The 15,447-nt window shown below is 64.7% G+C and carries 12 protein-coding genes and 1 pseudogene; 8 read left to right on the top strand and 5 right to left on the bottom strand.

Annotated elements, in window-relative coordinates; genetic code table 11:
- The first annotated feature begins 4 nt into the window (after positions 1-4).
- From PMM47T1_RS12015 to PMM47T1_RS12005, 3 genes are read left to right on the top strand one after another with little or no spacing between them, the layout of a single operon-like run.
- Positions 5-1,612, top strand: coding sequence for a carboxyl transferase domain-containing protein (locus PMM47T1_RS12015; protein WP_008368998.1), 1,608 nt, complete (start codon positions 5-7; stop codon positions 1,610-1,612).
- A 2-nt stretch (positions 1,613-1,614) separates the two neighbouring features.
- On the top strand, positions 1,615-2,421 hold the full coding sequence (locus PMM47T1_RS12010; protein WP_008368996.1) for a gamma-carboxygeranoyl-CoA hydratase: 807 nt from the start codon (positions 1,615-1,617) through the stop codon (positions 2,419-2,421).
- Positions 2,418-4,298 carry an acetyl/propionyl/methylcrotonyl-CoA carboxylase subunit alpha gene (locus PMM47T1_RS12005; protein WP_008368994.1) on the top strand — a complete coding sequence of 627 codons (1,881 nt, stop codon included), beginning with the start codon at positions 2,418-2,420 and terminating at the stop codon, positions 4,296-4,298. The genes PMM47T1_RS12010 and PMM47T1_RS12005 overlap by 4 nt, the downstream gene beginning before the upstream one ends.
- 335 nt (positions 4,299-4,633) lie before the next feature.
- On the opposite strand, the gene PMM47T1_RS12000 is transcribed toward PMM47T1_RS12005, so the two are convergent.
- Positions 4,634-8,104 carry an indolepyruvate ferredoxin oxidoreductase family protein gene (locus PMM47T1_RS12000; RefSeq protein WP_008368991.1) on the bottom strand — a complete coding sequence of 1,157 codons (3,471 nt, stop codon included), beginning with the start codon at positions 8,102-8,104 and terminating at the stop codon, positions 4,634-4,636.
- A 154-nt stretch (positions 8,105-8,258) separates the two neighbouring features.
- On the opposite strand from PMM47T1_RS12000, the gene PMM47T1_RS11995 reads away from it, so the two are divergent.
- The 3 genes from PMM47T1_RS11995 to PMM47T1_RS11985 all read left to right on the top strand — a co-directional run bounded on the left by PMM47T1_RS11995 (position 8,259) and on the right by PMM47T1_RS11985 (position 10,886).
- The gene (locus tag PMM47T1_RS11995) at positions 8,259-8,726 is read left to right on the top strand and encodes an Lrp/AsnC family transcriptional regulator (protein WP_008368989.1); all 468 of its coding nucleotides are present in this window, start codon (positions 8,259-8,261) and stop codon (positions 8,724-8,726) included.
- A 443-nt stretch (positions 8,727-9,169) separates the two neighbouring features.
- The gene (locus PMM47T1_RS11990; RefSeq protein WP_043300956.1) at positions 9,170-9,679 is read left to right on the top strand and encodes a sigma factor-like helix-turn-helix DNA-binding protein; all 510 of its coding nucleotides are present in this window, start codon (positions 9,170-9,172) and stop codon (positions 9,677-9,679) included.
- 58 nt (positions 9,680-9,737) lie between these two features.
- Positions 9,738-10,886 carry a M14 family metallopeptidase gene (locus PMM47T1_RS11985; RefSeq protein ID WP_008368985.1) on the top strand — a complete coding sequence of 383 codons (1,149 nt, stop codon included), beginning with the start codon at positions 9,738-9,740 and terminating at the stop codon, positions 10,884-10,886.
- Between the two features lie 179 nt (positions 10,887-11,065).
- Here the strand turns inward: PMM47T1_RS11985 and PMM47T1_RS11980 are convergent, their stop codons facing one another.
- Positions 11,066-11,608 carry a cytochrome b gene (locus PMM47T1_RS11980; RefSeq protein WP_008368983.1) on the bottom strand — a complete coding sequence of 181 codons (543 nt, stop codon included), beginning with the start codon at positions 11,606-11,608 and terminating at the stop codon, positions 11,066-11,068.
- Complete coding sequence (locus tag PMM47T1_RS11975) at positions 11,605-12,684, bottom strand: catalase family peroxidase (RefSeq protein WP_043300940.1); 1,080 nt, start codon at positions 12,682-12,684, stop codon at positions 11,605-11,607. Before PMM47T1_RS11975 ends, PMM47T1_RS11980 begins: the two co-directional genes overlap by 4 nt.
- Positions 12,685-12,844: 160 nt before the next feature.
- On the opposite strand from PMM47T1_RS11975, the gene PMM47T1_RS11970 reads away from it, so the two are divergent.
- Positions 12,845-13,351, top strand: a complete 507-nt coding sequence (locus PMM47T1_RS11970; protein ID WP_043300955.1) for a sigma-70 family RNA polymerase sigma factor — start codon at positions 12,845-12,847, stop codon at positions 13,349-13,351.
- The gene (locus tag PMM47T1_RS11965) at positions 13,348-14,082 is read left to right on the top strand and encodes an anti-sigma factor family protein (RefSeq protein WP_008368976.1); all 735 of its coding nucleotides are present in this window, start codon (positions 13,348-13,350) and stop codon (positions 14,080-14,082) included. Before PMM47T1_RS11970 ends, PMM47T1_RS11965 begins: the two co-directional genes overlap by 4 nt.
- Positions 14,083-14,102: 20 nt before the next feature.
- On the opposite strand, the gene PMM47T1_RS11960 is transcribed toward PMM47T1_RS11965, so the two are convergent.
- Positions 14,103-15,071 carry a Csu type fimbrial protein gene (locus PMM47T1_RS11960; RefSeq protein ID WP_008368974.1) on the bottom strand — a complete coding sequence of 323 codons (969 nt, stop codon included), beginning with the start codon at positions 15,069-15,071 and terminating at the stop codon, positions 14,103-14,105.
- Positions 15,068-15,382, bottom strand: a pseudogene (locus PMM47T1_RS11955) (FimD/PapC C-terminal domain-containing protein); the annotation flags it as partial. The gene PMM47T1_RS11960 and the pseudogene PMM47T1_RS11955, both read right to left, overlap by 4 nt.
- Positions 15,383-15,447 lie beyond the last annotated feature (65 nt).

The raw sequence follows: 15,447 nt of genomic DNA, 5'->3' as shown, positions 1-15,447 counted from the left end.
CGCCATGGCCATTCTGCACACCCGGCTCACCCCCCGCGCGGCGGATTTCGCTGCCAATACCGCCGCCATGCTCGAACAGGTCCAGGCCCTGCGCACCCTGTTGGCTCAGGTACATGAAGGCGGGGGCGCCAAGGCCCAGCAACGCCACACCGCACGCGGCAAGCTGCTGCCGCGAGAACGCATCAACCGCCTGCTGGACAGCGGCTCGCCGTTTCTGGAAATCGGCCAACTGGCCGCCCATGCTGTCTATGAGGAAGCCGTGCCGGCCGCCGGCGTGATCGCCGGCATCGGCCGCGTCGAAGGCGTGGAGTGCATGATCATCGCCAACGACGCCACGGTCAAAGGCGGCAGTTACTTCCCGCTCACCGTGAAGAAGCACCTGCGCGCCCAGGCCATCGCCCAGGAAAACCGCCTGCCGTGCCTGTACCTGGTGGACTCGGGCGGCGCCAACTTGCCGCGCCAGGACGAGGTATTCCCGGACCGCGAGCATTTCGGCCGCATCTTTTTCAACCAGGCCAACATGAGCGCCCAGGGCATCCCGCAGGTCGCCGTGGTGATGGGCTCGTGCACCGCCGGCGGCGCCTACGTGCCGGCCATGTCGGACGAGACCATTATGGTGCGTGAGCAGGCGACGATCTTTCTCGCTGGCCCACCGCTGGTCAAGGCCGCTACCGGCGAGGTGGTCACCGCCGAGGCGCTGGGCGGTGCCGACGTGCACTGCAAAATTTCCGGCGTGGCCGACCATTACGCTGACAGCGACGAACATGCCCTGGCCATTGCCCGGCGCTGCGTGGCCAACCTCAATTGGCGCAAGCTGGGCCGGTTGCAATGCCTGGCACCCATCGCCCCGCTCTACCCGGCTGACGAGCTGTACGGCGTGATACCGGCCGACCCCAAGCAACCCTTCGATGTGCGCGAGGTAATCGCCCGGCTGGTGGACGGTTCGTCGTTCGATGAATTCAAGGCGCTGTTCGGCACCACGCTGGTCTGCGGCTTCGCTCACCTGCAGGGCATGCCCATTGCCATCCTGGCCAACAACGGCATCCTCTTCGCCGAAGCCGCGCAAAAAGGCGCGCACTTTATCGAGCTGGCCTGCCAGCGCGGCATCCCGCTGCTGTTCCTGCAGAACATCACCGGCTTCATGGTGGGCCAGAAGTATGAGGCCGGCGGCATTGCCAAGCACGGTGCCAAGCTGGTGACCGCCGTGGCCTGCGCCAAGGTGCCGAAGTTCACCGTGATCATTGGTGGCAGTTTCGGCGCCGGCAACTACGGCATGTGCGGCCGCGCCTACGACCCGCGCCTGCTGTGGATGTGGCCCAACGCGCGGATCGGCGTGATGGGTGCCGAACAGGCCGCCGGTGTGCTGGTGCAAGTCAAGCGCGAGCAGAGCGAACGCGCTGGCGGCAGTTTCAGCGCTGACGAAGAAGCCGCGCTCAAGCAACCGATTCTGGCCCAGTACGAACAACAGGCGCACCCCTGGTATTCCAGCGCACGGCTGTGGGACGACGGCGTCATCGACCCGGCCCAAACCCGCGACATCCTCGCCCTGGCCCTGTCGGCCTCGCTCAATGCGCCCATCGAAGCCAGCCGTTTCGGCATTTTCCGGATGTGATCATGAACGACTTCAGCACCCTCGAACTGCAACACGACCCACGGGGTTTCGCCACCTTGTGGCTCAACCGCCCCGAGAAGAACAACGCCTTCAATGCCCAGATGATCCGCGAACTGATCCTGGCGCTGGAGGCGGTTGCCAGCGCGGGCACCCTGCGCTTCCTTTTGATACGTGGCCGTGGCAAGCATTTCTGCGCAGGCGCCGACCTGGCCTGGATGCAGCAATCGGCGCAGCTGGACTTCAACACCAACCTGGACGACGCTCGCGAGCTGGCCGAATTGATGTACAGCCTGAACAAACTGAAACTGCCCACCCTGGCAGTGGTTCAGGGGGCTGCCTATGGGGGCGCCCTGGGCCTGATCAGTTGCTGCGACCTGGCCATCGGCACCGAGGATGCGCAGTTCTGCCTGTCGGAGGTGCGCATCGGCCTGACGCCGGCGGTGATCAGCCCATTCGTGGTCAAGGCCATTGGCGAGCGCGCCACCCGCCGCTACGCACTGACCGCCGAGCGTTTCGACGCTCAGCGCGCCTATGAGCTGGGGTTGCTCAGCGAGACTTGCGCCGCCGCCGAGCTGGAACAGCGGGTGGCTCACTGGATAGACAACCTGCTGCTCAACAGCCCCCAGGCCATGCGTGCCTGCAAGGACCTGCTGCGCGAGGTGGCCCACGGTGAAACCACCACTGCGGTGCGTCGCTATTGCGAAAACGCCATCGCCCGCATTCGCGTCAGCGGTGAGGGCCAGGAAGGCCTGCGCGCCTTTCTGGAAAAACGCCCGCCCACCTGGCAGACGCAGGAGTCGCATTCATGAGCGCACCCTCCATCACCACCCTGCTGGTGGCCAACCGCGGCGAGATCGCCTGCCGGGTGATGCGCACCGCCAAGGCCATGGGCCTGACCACTGTGGCCGTGCACAGCGCCATCGACCGTGACGCCCGGCACAGCCGCGAGGCGGACATCCGCGTCGACCTGGGCGGCAGCAAGGCCGGCGACAGCTACCTGGACATCGACAAGATCATTGCCGCCGCCCTGGCCAGCGGCGCCCAGGCGATTCACCCCGGCTACGGCTTTCTGTCCGAGAACGCCGCGTTCGCGCGCGCCATCGACAACGCCGGGCTGGTCTTCCTGGGCCCGCCGGCCAGTGCCATCGACGCCATGGGCAGCAAATCCGCCGCCAAAGCCTTGATGGAGACCGCCGGCGTACCGCTGGTACCCGGTTACCACGGCGCCGCCCAGGACCTGGATACCTTCCGCGCCGCCGCCGAACGCATCGGCTACCCGGTGCTGCTCAAGGCCACCGCCGGCGGTGGGGGCAAGGGCATGAAAGTGGTGGAACGGGAGAGCGAACTCGCCGAGTCTCTGGCCTCCGCCCAGCGCGAAGCACAGTCATCGTTCGGCGACGCGCGCATGCTGGTGGAAAAGTACGTGCTGCAACCGCGGCACGTGGAAATCCAGGTGTTTGCCGATCGGCACGGCCACTGCCTGTACCTCAATGAACGTGACTGCTCCATCCAGCGCCGTCATCAGAAGGTTGTGGAGGAAGCCCCTGCCCCGGGCCTGTCCCCGGCGTTGCGGCAAGCCATGGGCGAAGCGGCGGTCAAGGCCGCCCTGGCCATCGGCTATGTGGGCGCGGGCACCGTGGAGTTCCTGCTGGACGCCCGCGGCGCATTCTTCTTCATGGAAATGAACACCCGCTTACAGGTGGAGCACCCGGTCACCGAAGCCATCACCGGGCTCGACCTGGTCGCCTGGCAAATCCACGTGGCCCAAGGCCAGGCGCTGCCCATCAACCAACAACAGGTGGCCCTGAACGGCCACGCGATCGAGGTGCGCCTGTACGCCGAGGACCCCGACAACGAATTCCTGCCGGCCACCGGCACCCTGGCGCTGTACCGTGAGTCGACGCCGGGGCCCGGGCGGCGCGTGGACAGCGGGGTCAGCGAAGGCGACAGCGTGTCGCCCTTCTACGACCCCATGCTGGGCAAGCTGATCGCCTGGGGCGACACCCGCGAACACGCGCGCCTGCGCCTACTGGCCATGCTCGACGAGTTCGCCGTGGGCGGCGTTCGCACCAACCTGGCGTTCCTGCGCCGCATCATCGGCCACCCCGCCTTTGCCGAAGCCGAACTGGACACCGGCTTCATTCCCCGTCACCAGGCCCAGTTGCTGCCAGCACCGGCGCCGCTGCCCGAGGCGTTCTGGCAAGCGGCTGGCAATGCGCTGATAGCCACCCAACCGCCCGGAAACGACCCGTGGTCCCACGCAAGCGGCCTGCGCCTGGGGTTGCCCAGTGAAACGGTGCTGCACCTGCGCTGCCGCGACCAGCGCCAAGTGGTCCACCTGCAACCCATGGCCGCCGAGGCCAGCGCCTTTTTGCGCGGTGATACCTTGTTCCTGCGCTGGCAGGACGAACTCTACCCCCTAACCCTGGTCAACCCGATCGCCGAGGCCGACGCCCGCCATACCCAACAAGGTGGTCTCAACGCGCCCATGAATGGCAGTATCGTGCGGGTGCTGGTCAGCGCCGGCCAGCACATCGAAGCCGGAACGCCCCTGGTGGTGCTGGAAGCCATGAAAATGGAACACAGCATCCGCGCGCCTCAGGCAGGGGTGGTCAAAGCGCTGAATTGCCTGGAAGGCGAGATGGTGGCCGAGGGCAGCGTATTGGTTGAAATGGAGCCTGACTAACCTTGCAAAGCAAGCTGCATGGCAATGATCGAGTGACGTGACGCTAGCCTGACGTTCCATGATGAAGACTTTCTGGAGCACATTGAGCTGGACCATTGTTACCACTGTCAGCCTTGAAACAGCAGGCATTGCGGGATCTGATGGGGCATTCTCGGCCAACGCCTCTGTAGCCGCTGCCGCAGGCTGCGCTGGCCCTTACGTACACTGGTGATCTCCAGCGAGGATGAGGGCCAGCACAGGCTGGCGGCAGCGGCTAAATCGATGCTGCCAGCGTCATTTCGAGGCAGTAAACGCTCGCGGGTAAACCAGCCCCCACAGGGCCGCTCGTTACCCCATCAGGCAGCGACCTCGAACAGCTTGACCACCGCCGCCTCACCATCGCGCAGGCATTTGCGCAGCGCCTGGGCTTCCTGTTCCGCGGCCTGGATGGCTCTGTCCTTCACATGTCCGTAGCCGCGAATCTGTTCCGGAAGCCGTGCCAGGCTCAACGCCGTATGGCGGTTGGCCGGGGTGAGGTGGGTCAGGATCAGATCGATGTCGGCCCGGTAGGCGTCGATCAGCGCGCGTTCCTGGCGCCGTTCGTGGCTGTAGCCGAACGGGTCCAGCACCGTGCCGCGCAGGAATTTGAACGGCGCCAGCATGCCGAAAGCCTTGAGCATCCAAGGGCCGAAACTGCGTTTGGCGGTATTGCCCTGCTTGTTCAGCCACGAAGGCGCCAGGTGAAACTCAAGACGGTAATCGCCCTCGAATTGCGCCTGCAATTGACGGGTGAAGTCACCGTTGCTGTACAGCCGCGCCACTTCGTACTCGTCCTTGTAGGCCAGCAGTTTGAACGCAAACTGGGCCACCGCCTCGGTCAGCGCCGGCGATTGGCCGGGCAGCAGACGGGCCTCGGCTTCGCGGACGCGACTGACCAACGCCAGGTAGACATCGGCGTAGGCCTGGTTCTGATACTCCCGAAGCGTGAGGGCATTGGCCGCCAGGCGCTGCTCCAGGGGTTGCTCGTTGGCCTGGCGAATAGGGCTGGTGGGCTTGAGCACCGTTTCTACCGCTGCCAGGTCATGAGCAGCACGGCGCCCCCATAGAAAGGCCTGTTGATTGAGTTTGACCGCCACCGCATTCAATTCGATAGCCTTGTTGATGGCCTCGGCCGTCAACGGGATGAGGCCCAACTGGTAGGCATAGCCCAGCATGAACAGGTTACTGGCGATGCTGTCACCCAACAGCCCGACCGCCAGCCGCGTGGCGTCGACACAGTGAGTCTTGTCCGCACCCACGGCATCGACGATCGTCTGGCTCATGGCGGCCGCGGGAAACTGTGCGTCCGGGTCGCGGGTAAAGGCGGCGGTCGGCGTCTGCTGGCTGTTGATTACCGCGCAGGATTTGCCCAGGCTCAGTTTTGCCAGCGCATCCGGGCCGGAAGCCACCAGCAAATCGCAACCCAGCAGCAAGTCGGCTTCGCCAGCAGCGATGCGCACGGCAAACAAGTCGCCCTGATGGGCGGCAATGCGGATATGCGTGACCACCGGCCCGAATTTCTGTGCCAGCCCCGCCTGGTCGAGGACGCTGCAGCCCTTGCCTTCCAGGTTGGCCGCCAGGCCCAGCATGGCGCCGACCGTGGTCACGCCGGTGCCGCCCACGCCAGGCAGAAGGATATTGAACGGCTTGGCCAGGCTCGGTAGCACCGGCTCGGGCAGGGCAGCAAAGGCCTGGTCCTGGCCTGGCAGCTGTGGCTTGCGCAACTGCCCGCCGTGCACGGTCACAAAGCTGGGGCAAAAGCCTTCCACGCAACTGAAGTCCTTGTTGCAGGCATTCTGGTCGATCTCGCGCTTGCGGCCCTGGGGCGTTTCCAGCGGCAGTACCGACAGGCAACCGGACTTCACCCCGCAGTCACCACAGCCCTCACACACCGCCGGGTTGATGAGCGCGCGCTTGTTCAACTCGGGCATGGTCCCGCGTTTGCGCCGCCGGCGTTTTTCGGTGGCGCAGGTCTGGTCATAGATGATCACCGAGACGCCCTTGAACTCGCGCAGCTCACGCATCACTGCGTCCAGGTCGCGACGGTGATGGAAGGTGGTGATGGGCGCAAAGCCGGCGCGGCTGGGGTATTTGTCCGGCTCGTCGCTGACCAGCGCGATGCGCTGCACCCCCTCGTCGAACACCTGGCGGCTGAGTTGGTCCACCCGCAGGATGCCGTCGATGGGCTGGCCGCCGGTCATGGCCACGGCGTCGTTGTAGAGGATCTTGTAGGTGATGTTGACACCCGAGGCCACCGCCGCACGCACCGCCAGGTGGCCGGAGTGGAAATAGGTGCCGTCGCCCAGGTTCTGGAACACATGGGCGGTCTCGGTGAACGGCGCCTGGCCGATCCAGGTCACGCCCTCGCCGCCCATCTGGGTGAAGGTGTCAGTCTCGCGGTCCATCCAGATGGTCATGTAGTGACAGCCAATGCCTGCCAGCGCGCGGCTGCCTTCCGGTACCTTGGTGGAGCTGTTGTGCGGGCAACCGGAGCAGAAATGCGGGGTGCGCTGCACAGTATGGAGCGGTGCCTGCAGGGCTTGTTCCTTCTCTTGCAGAAAGCGCAGCCGTGCTTCGACTTGCGGGCTGCTGTAGATCGGTGCCAGCCGCTTGGCGATGACCCGGGCCACCATGGCCGGGGTCAGCTCGCTGAGGTTGGGCAGCAGCGAGCGCCCTTGTTCGTCGAATTCGCCCACCACGCGCGGGCGCTTGTCCACGGGCCAGTTGTAGAGCTGGCCGGTGAGCTGGTCTTCGATGACGCTGCGCTTCTCCTCCACCACCAAAATCTCATCCAGGCCTTGGGCGAAGTCGTGCACCGACACCGGCTCCAGCGGCCAGCTCATGCCCACCTTGAGCAGGCGAATACCCACCTGGGCGCACAGCGTCTCGTCCAGGCCCAATTCCTCCAGGGCCTGGCGCACGTCCAGGTACGACTTGCCTGTGGTGATGATGCCCAGGCGCGGCTGCGGCGAGTCGAGCATCACCTTGTTCAACTGGTTGGCCCGGGCAAACGCCCGCGCCGCATAGATTTTGTAGGTGTTGAGCCGCGCTTCCTGGGCCAGGGGCGGGTCGGGCCAGCGAATGTGCAGGCCGTCTTCAGGCAGTTGGAAGTCCTCGGGCACGCGGGTCTGTATGCGCAGCGGGTCGACTTCGACCACCGCCGAGGAGTCGACGTTTTCAGCGATGGCCTTCATGGCCACCCAGCAACCGCTGTAGCGCGAGAGCTCCCAGCCGATGATGCCGTAGTCGAGTATTTCCTGGACGTTGCTGGGGTTGAGCACCGGAATCATCGCCGCGATGAACGCGTGCTCGCTCTGGCTGGCAATAGTGGAAGACTTGCAGCCATGGTCATCACCGGCCAGCACCAGCACGCCGCCCAGCGGCGCAACGCCGGCCGAATTGCCATGCTTGAACACGTCGCCGCAGCGGTCCACGCCAGGCGCCTTGCCGTACCACAGGGCGAATACGCCGTCGTACTTGCCCTGGGGAAACAGGTTGACCTGCTGGCTACCCCACACTGCGGTGGCGCCCAGCTCTTCGTTGACACCAGGCTGGAAGTGGATGGCGTTCTGTTGCAGGTAGTCGCGAGCGTCCCACAGGCTCTTGTCGAGGTTGCCCAGGGGTGAACCACGGTAACCGGAAATGAACCCGGCGGTGTTGAGACCACGGGCCTCGTCACGCTGCTTTTGCAGCATGGGCAGGCGCGTGAGCGCCTGGGTACCGGTGAGGTAAAGGTGACCGGTGGCGAGGCGATACTTGTCGTCCAGGCGGACGTCGGCTAGGGACATGCGGCACTCCTGCTTATTTTTATGGCGGCCATGACTCATCAGTCAGTGGCTAAAAATATGCCTGTGGGAGCGGGGCTTTTTCTTTCTAAATTAGGGCGTTTCTGCTGTTATGGCGCATGAACGTTTCGCTAAAGACAAAAAAAGGGAATTGATCATGCAGTCCAAGCTTAGCGCACTCGACCGTCGCATTCTGCGCCTGATCCAACACGACGCCGACCTGTCAGCCGCCGATATCGCCGAGCGCGTGGAGTTGTCGCAATCGCCCTGCTGGCGCCGCATTCACCGCATGCAGGAAGAAGGCGTAATCGAACGCAAGGTGGCCCTGCTCAACCCGCAAAAGCTGGGCTTGAGCATGACCGTGTTCGTCAACGTCAAGCTCTCCGGGCATGGCCGGCGCTACCTGGCGGAATTCGAAGAGGCGATCACCGGCTACCCCGAGGTGCTGGAGTGCTACACCATGGCGGGGGGGATGGACTACATGCTGAAGGTGGTGGCCCAGGACATCGCGGCCTACGAACGTTTCCTGCGCGACCACCTGTTGCAGAAGCCGCATGTGCAGGAGGCGCATTCCAACATCGCCATGAGCGAGGTGAAACGCACCACGGAATTGCCGCTGGACTGACTCGAAAAAAATTCGGCAGGAAGGCGAGAAATCATTTGACTTGCAAATGATAACGATTATTATTGAGACAACTGATCGCGAGATCGGTTGGGTAATCCGAAAGGCCTTAGGTCGGACTTTCGAATTATCTCCTCATCAGGCTAATCACGGTTTTTGACCCGGCTTTTTGCCGGGTCTTTTTTTTGGTTCTTCAGGCTAATGAAGAAGGGTGTTGCTTGAATTCGATGGCGCGCATGATAGCAAAGGACTTCTGCCAGAAGGAAGCACCTCTTCGCTAATTTTACGCTAGCAAATCAGCGGCTTAGCCTGAGGAAGGCAATTTAGCACTTGAGAATCACTCTCAAAAACACTAAGCTGCGGCAGCGTCAAGGAAGACGCCCCCATCACGGATGCTTCCGCAGCCCGCAATCGACCAGGCCCCTGGTGGCCAGGAGGACGTTTCGATGACCCATCTGCTCACGCCCTTGCACAACCTTTTCCAACCCCAACCGGTCGACCAGGGCCAGGACGCGCTGTACCTGCGCCTGAAAAAATTGCCTCGGCGGGTAGTGCAGGTGTTTCTGCTCAGCCGCCTGGATAACCTGCCCTACCCCGCCATCGCCCAGCGCCTTGACATCAGCGTGGCCCAGGTGGAAAAGGAAATGCTGCAGGCGCTGGAGCAGTGCCGCAGCCAATCGGGCAGCCAGGCCGCCAGCGCCTGGTACGTGAAACTGCAGAACCCGCAGACCACCGCCAGCGAACGCATCGACTTCCGCCGCTGGCTGGACGCCAACACCGCGCACCTGCAAGCCTTCCACGGCACCGAACTGCGCTGGCGGCAACTGCTGGCAGCGGCGCGCCACCTGGGCCGCGGCGGCTGGTACCAACACCGGCGCCGCCACGGCGGCCTGCTGGGCTGGGTCATGGCCGTGGTCGGCGCCTTGCTGGTGGGCGGGCTGGCCGGCTGGATCTGACGCTAGTCGCGCTTGGGTGTAGAGTACCGACCGTACAACACCTTATAAGGAAGCGAACATGGCCGTGGCCCCCCTGACCTTCAGCGCTGATTTCGACAGCGGCAATATCCAGGTGCTCGACGCCAGCGATGCCAGCCAGGTGCGCCTGGCGATCCGTCCCGATACCCGCAGCGACCATTTCCAGTGGTTTCACTTCAAGGTCCATGGCCTGGTGCCGGGCGAGCAGTACCAATTCAGCCTGAGCAATGCCGGGCAATCGTCCTACAAAAACGCCTGGTCCGGCTACAACGCGGTGGCCTCCTACGACCAGGCCACCTGGTTCCGCGTGCCCAGCCACTTCGACGGCCAGGCCCTGACCATCCATTTCCAGCCCGAACAGGCCCAGGCCTGGTTTGCCTACTTCGAGCCCTACAGCCGTGAACGCCATGACTGGCTGATCAACCAGGCGGTCAGCCATGCCGGCCTGCAATTGCTGGCGGTGGGCAAAAGCGCCGAAGGCCGAGACCTGCAACTGCTGCGCAAGGGCGATGGCGCCCCCGGCAAACGCAAGGTGTGGATCATTGCCCAGCAGCACCCCGGCGAGCACATGGCGGAGTGGTTCATGGAAGGCGTGATCGAGCGCCTGGCGCTGCACGACGACAGCGAGCTCAATGCCCTGCTGGCCGAAGCCGACCTGTACCTGATCCCGCACATGAACCCCGACGGCTCGTTCCACGGTCACCTGCGCACCAACGCCATGGGCAAGGACCTCAACCGCGCCTGGCAGCAAGCCAGTGCCGAGTTCAGCCCTGAGGTGTTCTTTGCCCTGCAACAGATGCAGAAGCATGGCGTGGACCTGTTCCTGGATGTGCACGGTGACGAGGAAATCCCTCACGTATTCACCGCCGCCGGTGAAGGCAACCCCGGGTACACACCGCGCATTGCCGGCCTGGAACAGCAGTTTCGCGACCTGCTGTGCCAGCAGACCGCCGACTTCCAGCAGGTGCACGGCTACACCCGCGACGAACCGGGCCAGGCCAACATGACCCTGGCCTGTAACGCCGTGGGGGCGAAATTCGATTGCCTGTCGTTAACCCTGGAAATGCCGTTCAAGGACCACGACGACAACCCCGACGCGGTCACCGGCTGGTCGGGCAAGCGTTCGGCGCAGTTGGGCAAGGACGTGTTGAGCGTGATCGCCAAGATGGCCCGCCAGCTTCGCGACTGACACCGGCACAGGTACGTGACCCACGTAGGCGCTGCCGCCAGGCTGCGAAAAGGTTCGCAGGACCTTTGGCGGTGTCACGCCTATCGCGGGCCCGCTGCGCGCACCTTCGCAGCCTGGCGGCGGATGGCCGCCCCGCAGCTACGGCCTGGCGGCAGGTTACGGGGTAACCGGGGGCTAGCCTAGGGCTTATCCCCGGAGGTCATGCTTTGCAGCACGCCATCCCGGCGAATCCAGCCGTGATACAGCGCTGCCCCCAGGTGCGCCAGCACCGTCAGGAACAACAGGTACGCCAGCAAGCCGTGGGCCTTGCGCAGCAGCGCATAGGTGTGTGGCTCGGCCGGCAGTATCGCCGGCAACTGCACCGAAGCCCCCAGCATCACCGGGTCTCCGGCGGCTGAAATCATCGCCCAGCCCACCAGCGGCAGCACCAACATCAGCCCATACAGCAACCAGTGCGACAGCTTGGCCGCCAGTTTCTGTATGGCCGGCAGGTCCGCCGGCAGTGGCGGCTGGCGGGTGAGCCAGCGCACCAGCAGGCGCACGATGACCAGGGCCAGAATGGAAATGCCCAACGGCTTGTGCAGGTGCAGGAGCCATTCATGGCGCTCGGACACGGTGCTGACCATTCCCACGCCGATAAACAGCATGGCAATCAGCATGATTGCCATGACCCAATGCAACACCCGGGCAGCCGGGGCAAAATGTTCAGGACGGGCTTTCATGGCGTGGCCTCCCCGGCGGGCGCGCTGGCGCTGAGTTGATCGACTTCCGAGGTACGGCGCAGGTAGGAACTGGCGTAGGCAGCGGAGCGAGCGGCCAGCAGCGGGTCGTTGGAGGCTTCGATGCCATTGGGCAGGATGGTAGGGTCGTAATTCACGTCACGGCATTGGCCGGTAATCTGCGGTTGCATGCGCTCCAGCACCACGGTGCCGGCATCGACGGTCTTGCGCCCGGCCGGCCAGGCCTTGCTGGCGTCATCGATGGGGTCGCCAGGTTCGGCCAGGGTCATGCGCAATGTCCAGCGCAGCGGGCCACCGGCCAGGCGCTGGGCCAGGTCACTTTGCAGAAAGTCGGCACCGGCATCCGGGCCGGCCGGCGTGCTGTCGTTGGCTTCAGGCACCACCGACCAACGCACGGCCTGGCGTTGGCCATCGGCGTTGTCCAGGTAGAACGCGTTGATGCTGTTATAGGTTTCCGTGGCGTAGCTGGCCGACGGCTTGGCGCCCTTGACCCAGGCCAGGAACGGCGCGGTCTCAGGGTGCGAGGCGAAGAAGGCCGGCATGGCGTCGGGTTTGGGCTTGCCGGTGGCCGGGTCCGGCGTACCCGCCTTGAGCATGGCGTAGAACGCCTGGGGCGTGCCCACCGGGAACACTGGCATGCTGTTCATCCCGGTGCGCCATTGCTGGCCGTTGGCAAGGCTGAAGCGCAAGGCAAAACTGCGCAGCGGCACGCTGGTGTCCGGCGCGTAGGGGTTGCCGCTGGGCAAGGCAAAACGCCCCACCACCGGCGTGCGTCCCTGGGCAAACACCGGGCTGCTGGACAACCCTTGCAGTTGCCCATTGCCCTCGAAGTAGCCGATCACGCACACGCCCTTGGCGTGGTTGCGCCGGTAGCCGGGGTGCACGCCGTTGTTGGTCTGCAGGGCGTTGACCAGGTCGCGCGGTTTGAGGCGTTCGGGGTCCAGGCGACCACTGACGTAGGCAAAGGCCGCCACGGCGACGGCCAGAACGGCGGCGATGCCCAGCAGGCGCACGGCCTTGTCGAACAAGGTCAAGGGGGGTGGCGTTGGATCAGGCATGAGCGACTCCGCAATCGTTGGGGTGCTATGAGACGAAGGCCAGCGCGTTTTATTCCCTGTCCCGCTGCTGAATAATTTCAGGTTAGGCGCAATGGAATAAAACGCGCCGTCATTCGTCTTGCTAATCTTGGAACAGAGCACCGAGTTGCGGGCCACCCTGATGAACGACTTCGACGAACAACTACGGCCCCTGTTGCCGCGCCTGCGACGCTTTGCCCTGTCGCTGACCCGCGAGCCCAGCAGCGCCGACGACCTGGTGCAGACCTGCCTGGAAAAGGCCCTGAGCCGCCGCGCCGACAAACACGATGAAGGTGAACTGCGGGCCTGGCTGTTCCAGATCCTCTACCGCCAGTTTGTCGACAACCACCGCCGCGCCCGTCGCTACGCGCGCCTGCTGGAGTTTTTCACCGGCCGCGACGACTACCAGCCCTCGGTGGAGCGCACGGTCATGGCCCAGTCGGCGCTGCAGTCCTTCGACCGCCTCAGTGACGAGCAGCGTGCCCTGCTGCATGCCGTGGCGGTGGAAGGCCTCAGTTACCAGGAGGCCGCCACCGTGCTGCAGGTGCCCATCGGCACTGTCATGTCGCGCCTGTCTCGTGCCCGCCAGGCCCTGCGCCTGCTCAACGAAGGCGAGATTCATCGCCCTGCCCTGCGGATATTGAAATGATTACCCTGCCCCCTACCGAACATGATTTGCACGCCTACGTGGACCTGCGCCTGAACCCCGCCGACCGCCAGCGCATGGAGACCTGGCTGGCTGGCCACCCTGACGTCGCCGCCCAGATCAAGGGCTGGCAAAAGGACGCGCGCCTGCTGCGCTCGGTGCTAGGCGGTTCGCCGCTGGCCGACAACCCGGCACTGGACCCGGCGGCCGTGCGCCTGCGACGCCGCCATCGCTACCAGCAACACCTGGCCCGCGCGGCCGTGCTGGTGCTGGCCATCGGCGTGGGCGGCATTGGCGGCTGGCAAGCCCATCAGGCGCGCCACCCAAGCGTTGAGCCGATGACCGACGCCTTGCAGGCCTACCATTTGTTTGCTGAAAAGGATGTACTGCCGGCCGACTTCAAGGTCAGCGACGCCGACACCCTGCAACCCTGGCTGGACCGCTACTTCAGCAACGCCAAGCGCCCGCCCGACCTCAGCCACGCCGGCTTCAAGGCCGTGGGCGCGCGCTTGCTGAGCACCGACCAGGGCCCTGCGGCCATGGTGCTGTACCAGGACGCGCGCGGTGCCAAGGTCACGTTCTATATCCGCCCGCCGGGCCCGGACAACAACCTGCTGCCGCGCGGCTCGCGGCGTGAAGATGGGCTGCAGGCCGATTACTGGTCGGGCCCGGGTTACAACTACGCGATGGTGGCGCCGGTGGACGTGGCGGCGAAGGGGCTGCAAGGGTTGTGATGCGGTGTTTCAGGGGCCAGTTAAAACGCCACGTCCACGATCACGCTGTCCAGGTAGCTTCCCGCCGGTGGCGTGGTCTGGTCAGTGTAGACTTTAGCGTTGTAGTTGAACACCTGGCTCCCCGTGCCCGTGCCGTTGCCCGGGTTCACTTCGGCATCACTGCTGTCGCGCCACGCCGAGCCGGTGCTGCCCCAGCGCACGCTGCCCGCGCTCTTGAACAGGTCGTAGGCCAGGTAGTTGCTGCCCGAGATCATCCGCCGTCGCCCGCCCGCGCTGACCGGCTGGCCGCCGTCGCTCAGGCCCACGGTGTAGCTGCTGCCCAGAGTGCAGGACACGCTGATGCTGTTGCTCACGGTGGCAAAACCCAGCACCAGTGGCGCGCTGCCGAAACTCAGGTTGGGCGCGGTGATCTGGCAGTCGTTGGTGACTTGCAGGTTGACCACCATGTTCATGGAGCCTGAGCCGATGTCACGGCCCAGGCAGATGGCGCCGATGCCAATGCCGGAACAGTAGTTCCAGCTCCAGGCCAGGGTCAGGGTCTCGGTGTACTGGCCGGTGGGAACGTTACTGCCGATGATGGTTTGCAGGTACAGCCACACCGACTTGGGATTAGTGCTGCCCAGCAAGCCCAGCAGGTCGATGAGCGAGTTGCGCGCAAAGTCGAACTGGGTGCCACGGGCAATGGGGTAGCTGGTGGTGTTGTTGGCGTACAACGTATAGCCGATCACCGGGCCGCTGCTGCCCACTTGCAGCCCGGTCTTGCTGCCGGTGACGGTGAGGTAGAAATGGTCGCCGCTGCCCAGCAACGTCAACAACGACACGGTGCACGTCAATCCCGCATTAAGCGTGGAAGTGGACTGCACAGTGGTACGCACCAGCACCGAGCTGATCAGGACGAAGGTCGGCGCCGTGGGCGTGGCCACCGAGCACAGCGCCCGGGCCGTGCCGGCGCACATCAGCAGCAACGCGCCCAGCCACCAGCGCTTCATTGGCACACCAGCGGCCCCAGCAGCGGCACATCGCCCTGCTGCTGCACATCCAGGTCGAACTGCACGCGGCACTGACCGCCGTCGGCCAGGTTGACCACCAAGCTGTTATGAGCCTGCAAGTTTTCCAGATAGACCAAGCCATCCCAGCCCACTACCGTGCGGCCACCGCTCTGCTCGTGCAGCACGTTGCGGCCCAGCGCCAGGTGTTGCTGCTGGGCGTCCACCAGCACCAGGCTGGCAGCCACCACCCGGCTCAGGGGGAACTCCAGCAGGTAACCGCTACCCCGGCGCACGGCCACGCGTTGTTCCACCGCCCAAGGCTTGCGGGCCAGCGACGCGGCCGGCACCCATTTCAAGTCAAGACAGACGCGTGACG

It is taken from the genome of Pseudomonas sp. M47T1, from assembly GCF_000263855.1.
Taxonomy (GTDB): domain Bacteria; phylum Pseudomonadota; class Gammaproteobacteria; order Pseudomonadales; family Pseudomonadaceae; genus Aquipseudomonas.
This window is presented reverse-complemented; position numbering and strand designations above follow the sequence as displayed.

What these genes read in the sequence shown, in the direction of transcription:
- PMM47T1_RS12015 (WP_008368998.1), top strand. Translation starts at nt 5, where the DNA reads ATGGCCATTCTGCACACCCGGCTCACCCCCCGCGCGGCGGATTTCGCT.
- PMM47T1_RS12010 (WP_008368996.1), top strand. Translation starts at nt 1,615, where the DNA reads ATGAACGACTTCAGCACCCTCGAACTGCAACACGACCCACGGGGTTTC.
- PMM47T1_RS12005 (WP_008368994.1), top strand. Translation starts at nt 2,418, where the DNA reads ATGAGCGCACCCTCCATCACCACCCTGCTGGTGGCCAACCGCGGCGAG.
- PMM47T1_RS12000 (WP_008368991.1), bottom strand. Translation starts at nt 8,104, where the DNA reads ATGTCCCTAGCCGACGTCCGCCTGGACGACAAGTATCGCCTCGCCACC.
- PMM47T1_RS11995 (WP_008368989.1), top strand. Translation starts at nt 8,259, where the DNA reads ATGCAGTCCAAGCTTAGCGCACTCGACCGTCGCATTCTGCGCCTGATC.
- PMM47T1_RS11990 (WP_043300956.1), top strand. Translation starts at nt 9,170, where the DNA reads ATGACCCATCTGCTCACGCCCTTGCACAACCTTTTCCAACCCCAACCG.
- PMM47T1_RS11985 (WP_008368985.1), top strand. Translation starts at nt 9,738, where the DNA reads ATGGCCGTGGCCCCCCTGACCTTCAGCGCTGATTTCGACAGCGGCAAT.
- PMM47T1_RS11980 (WP_008368983.1), bottom strand. Translation starts at nt 11,608, where the DNA reads ATGAAAGCCCGTCCTGAACATTTTGCCCCGGCTGCCCGGGTGTTGCAT.
- PMM47T1_RS11975 (WP_043300940.1), bottom strand. Translation starts at nt 12,684, where the DNA reads ATGCCTGATCCAACGCCACCCCCCTTGACCTTGTTCGACAAGGCCGTG.
- PMM47T1_RS11970 (WP_043300955.1), top strand. Translation starts at nt 12,845, where the DNA reads ATGAACGACTTCGACGAACAACTACGGCCCCTGTTGCCGCGCCTGCGA.
- PMM47T1_RS11965 (WP_008368976.1), top strand. Translation starts at nt 13,348, where the DNA reads ATGATTACCCTGCCCCCTACCGAACATGATTTGCACGCCTACGTGGAC.
- PMM47T1_RS11960 (WP_008368974.1), bottom strand. Translation starts at nt 15,071, where the DNA reads ATGAAGCGCTGGTGGCTGGGCGCGTTGCTGCTGATGTGCGCCGGCACG.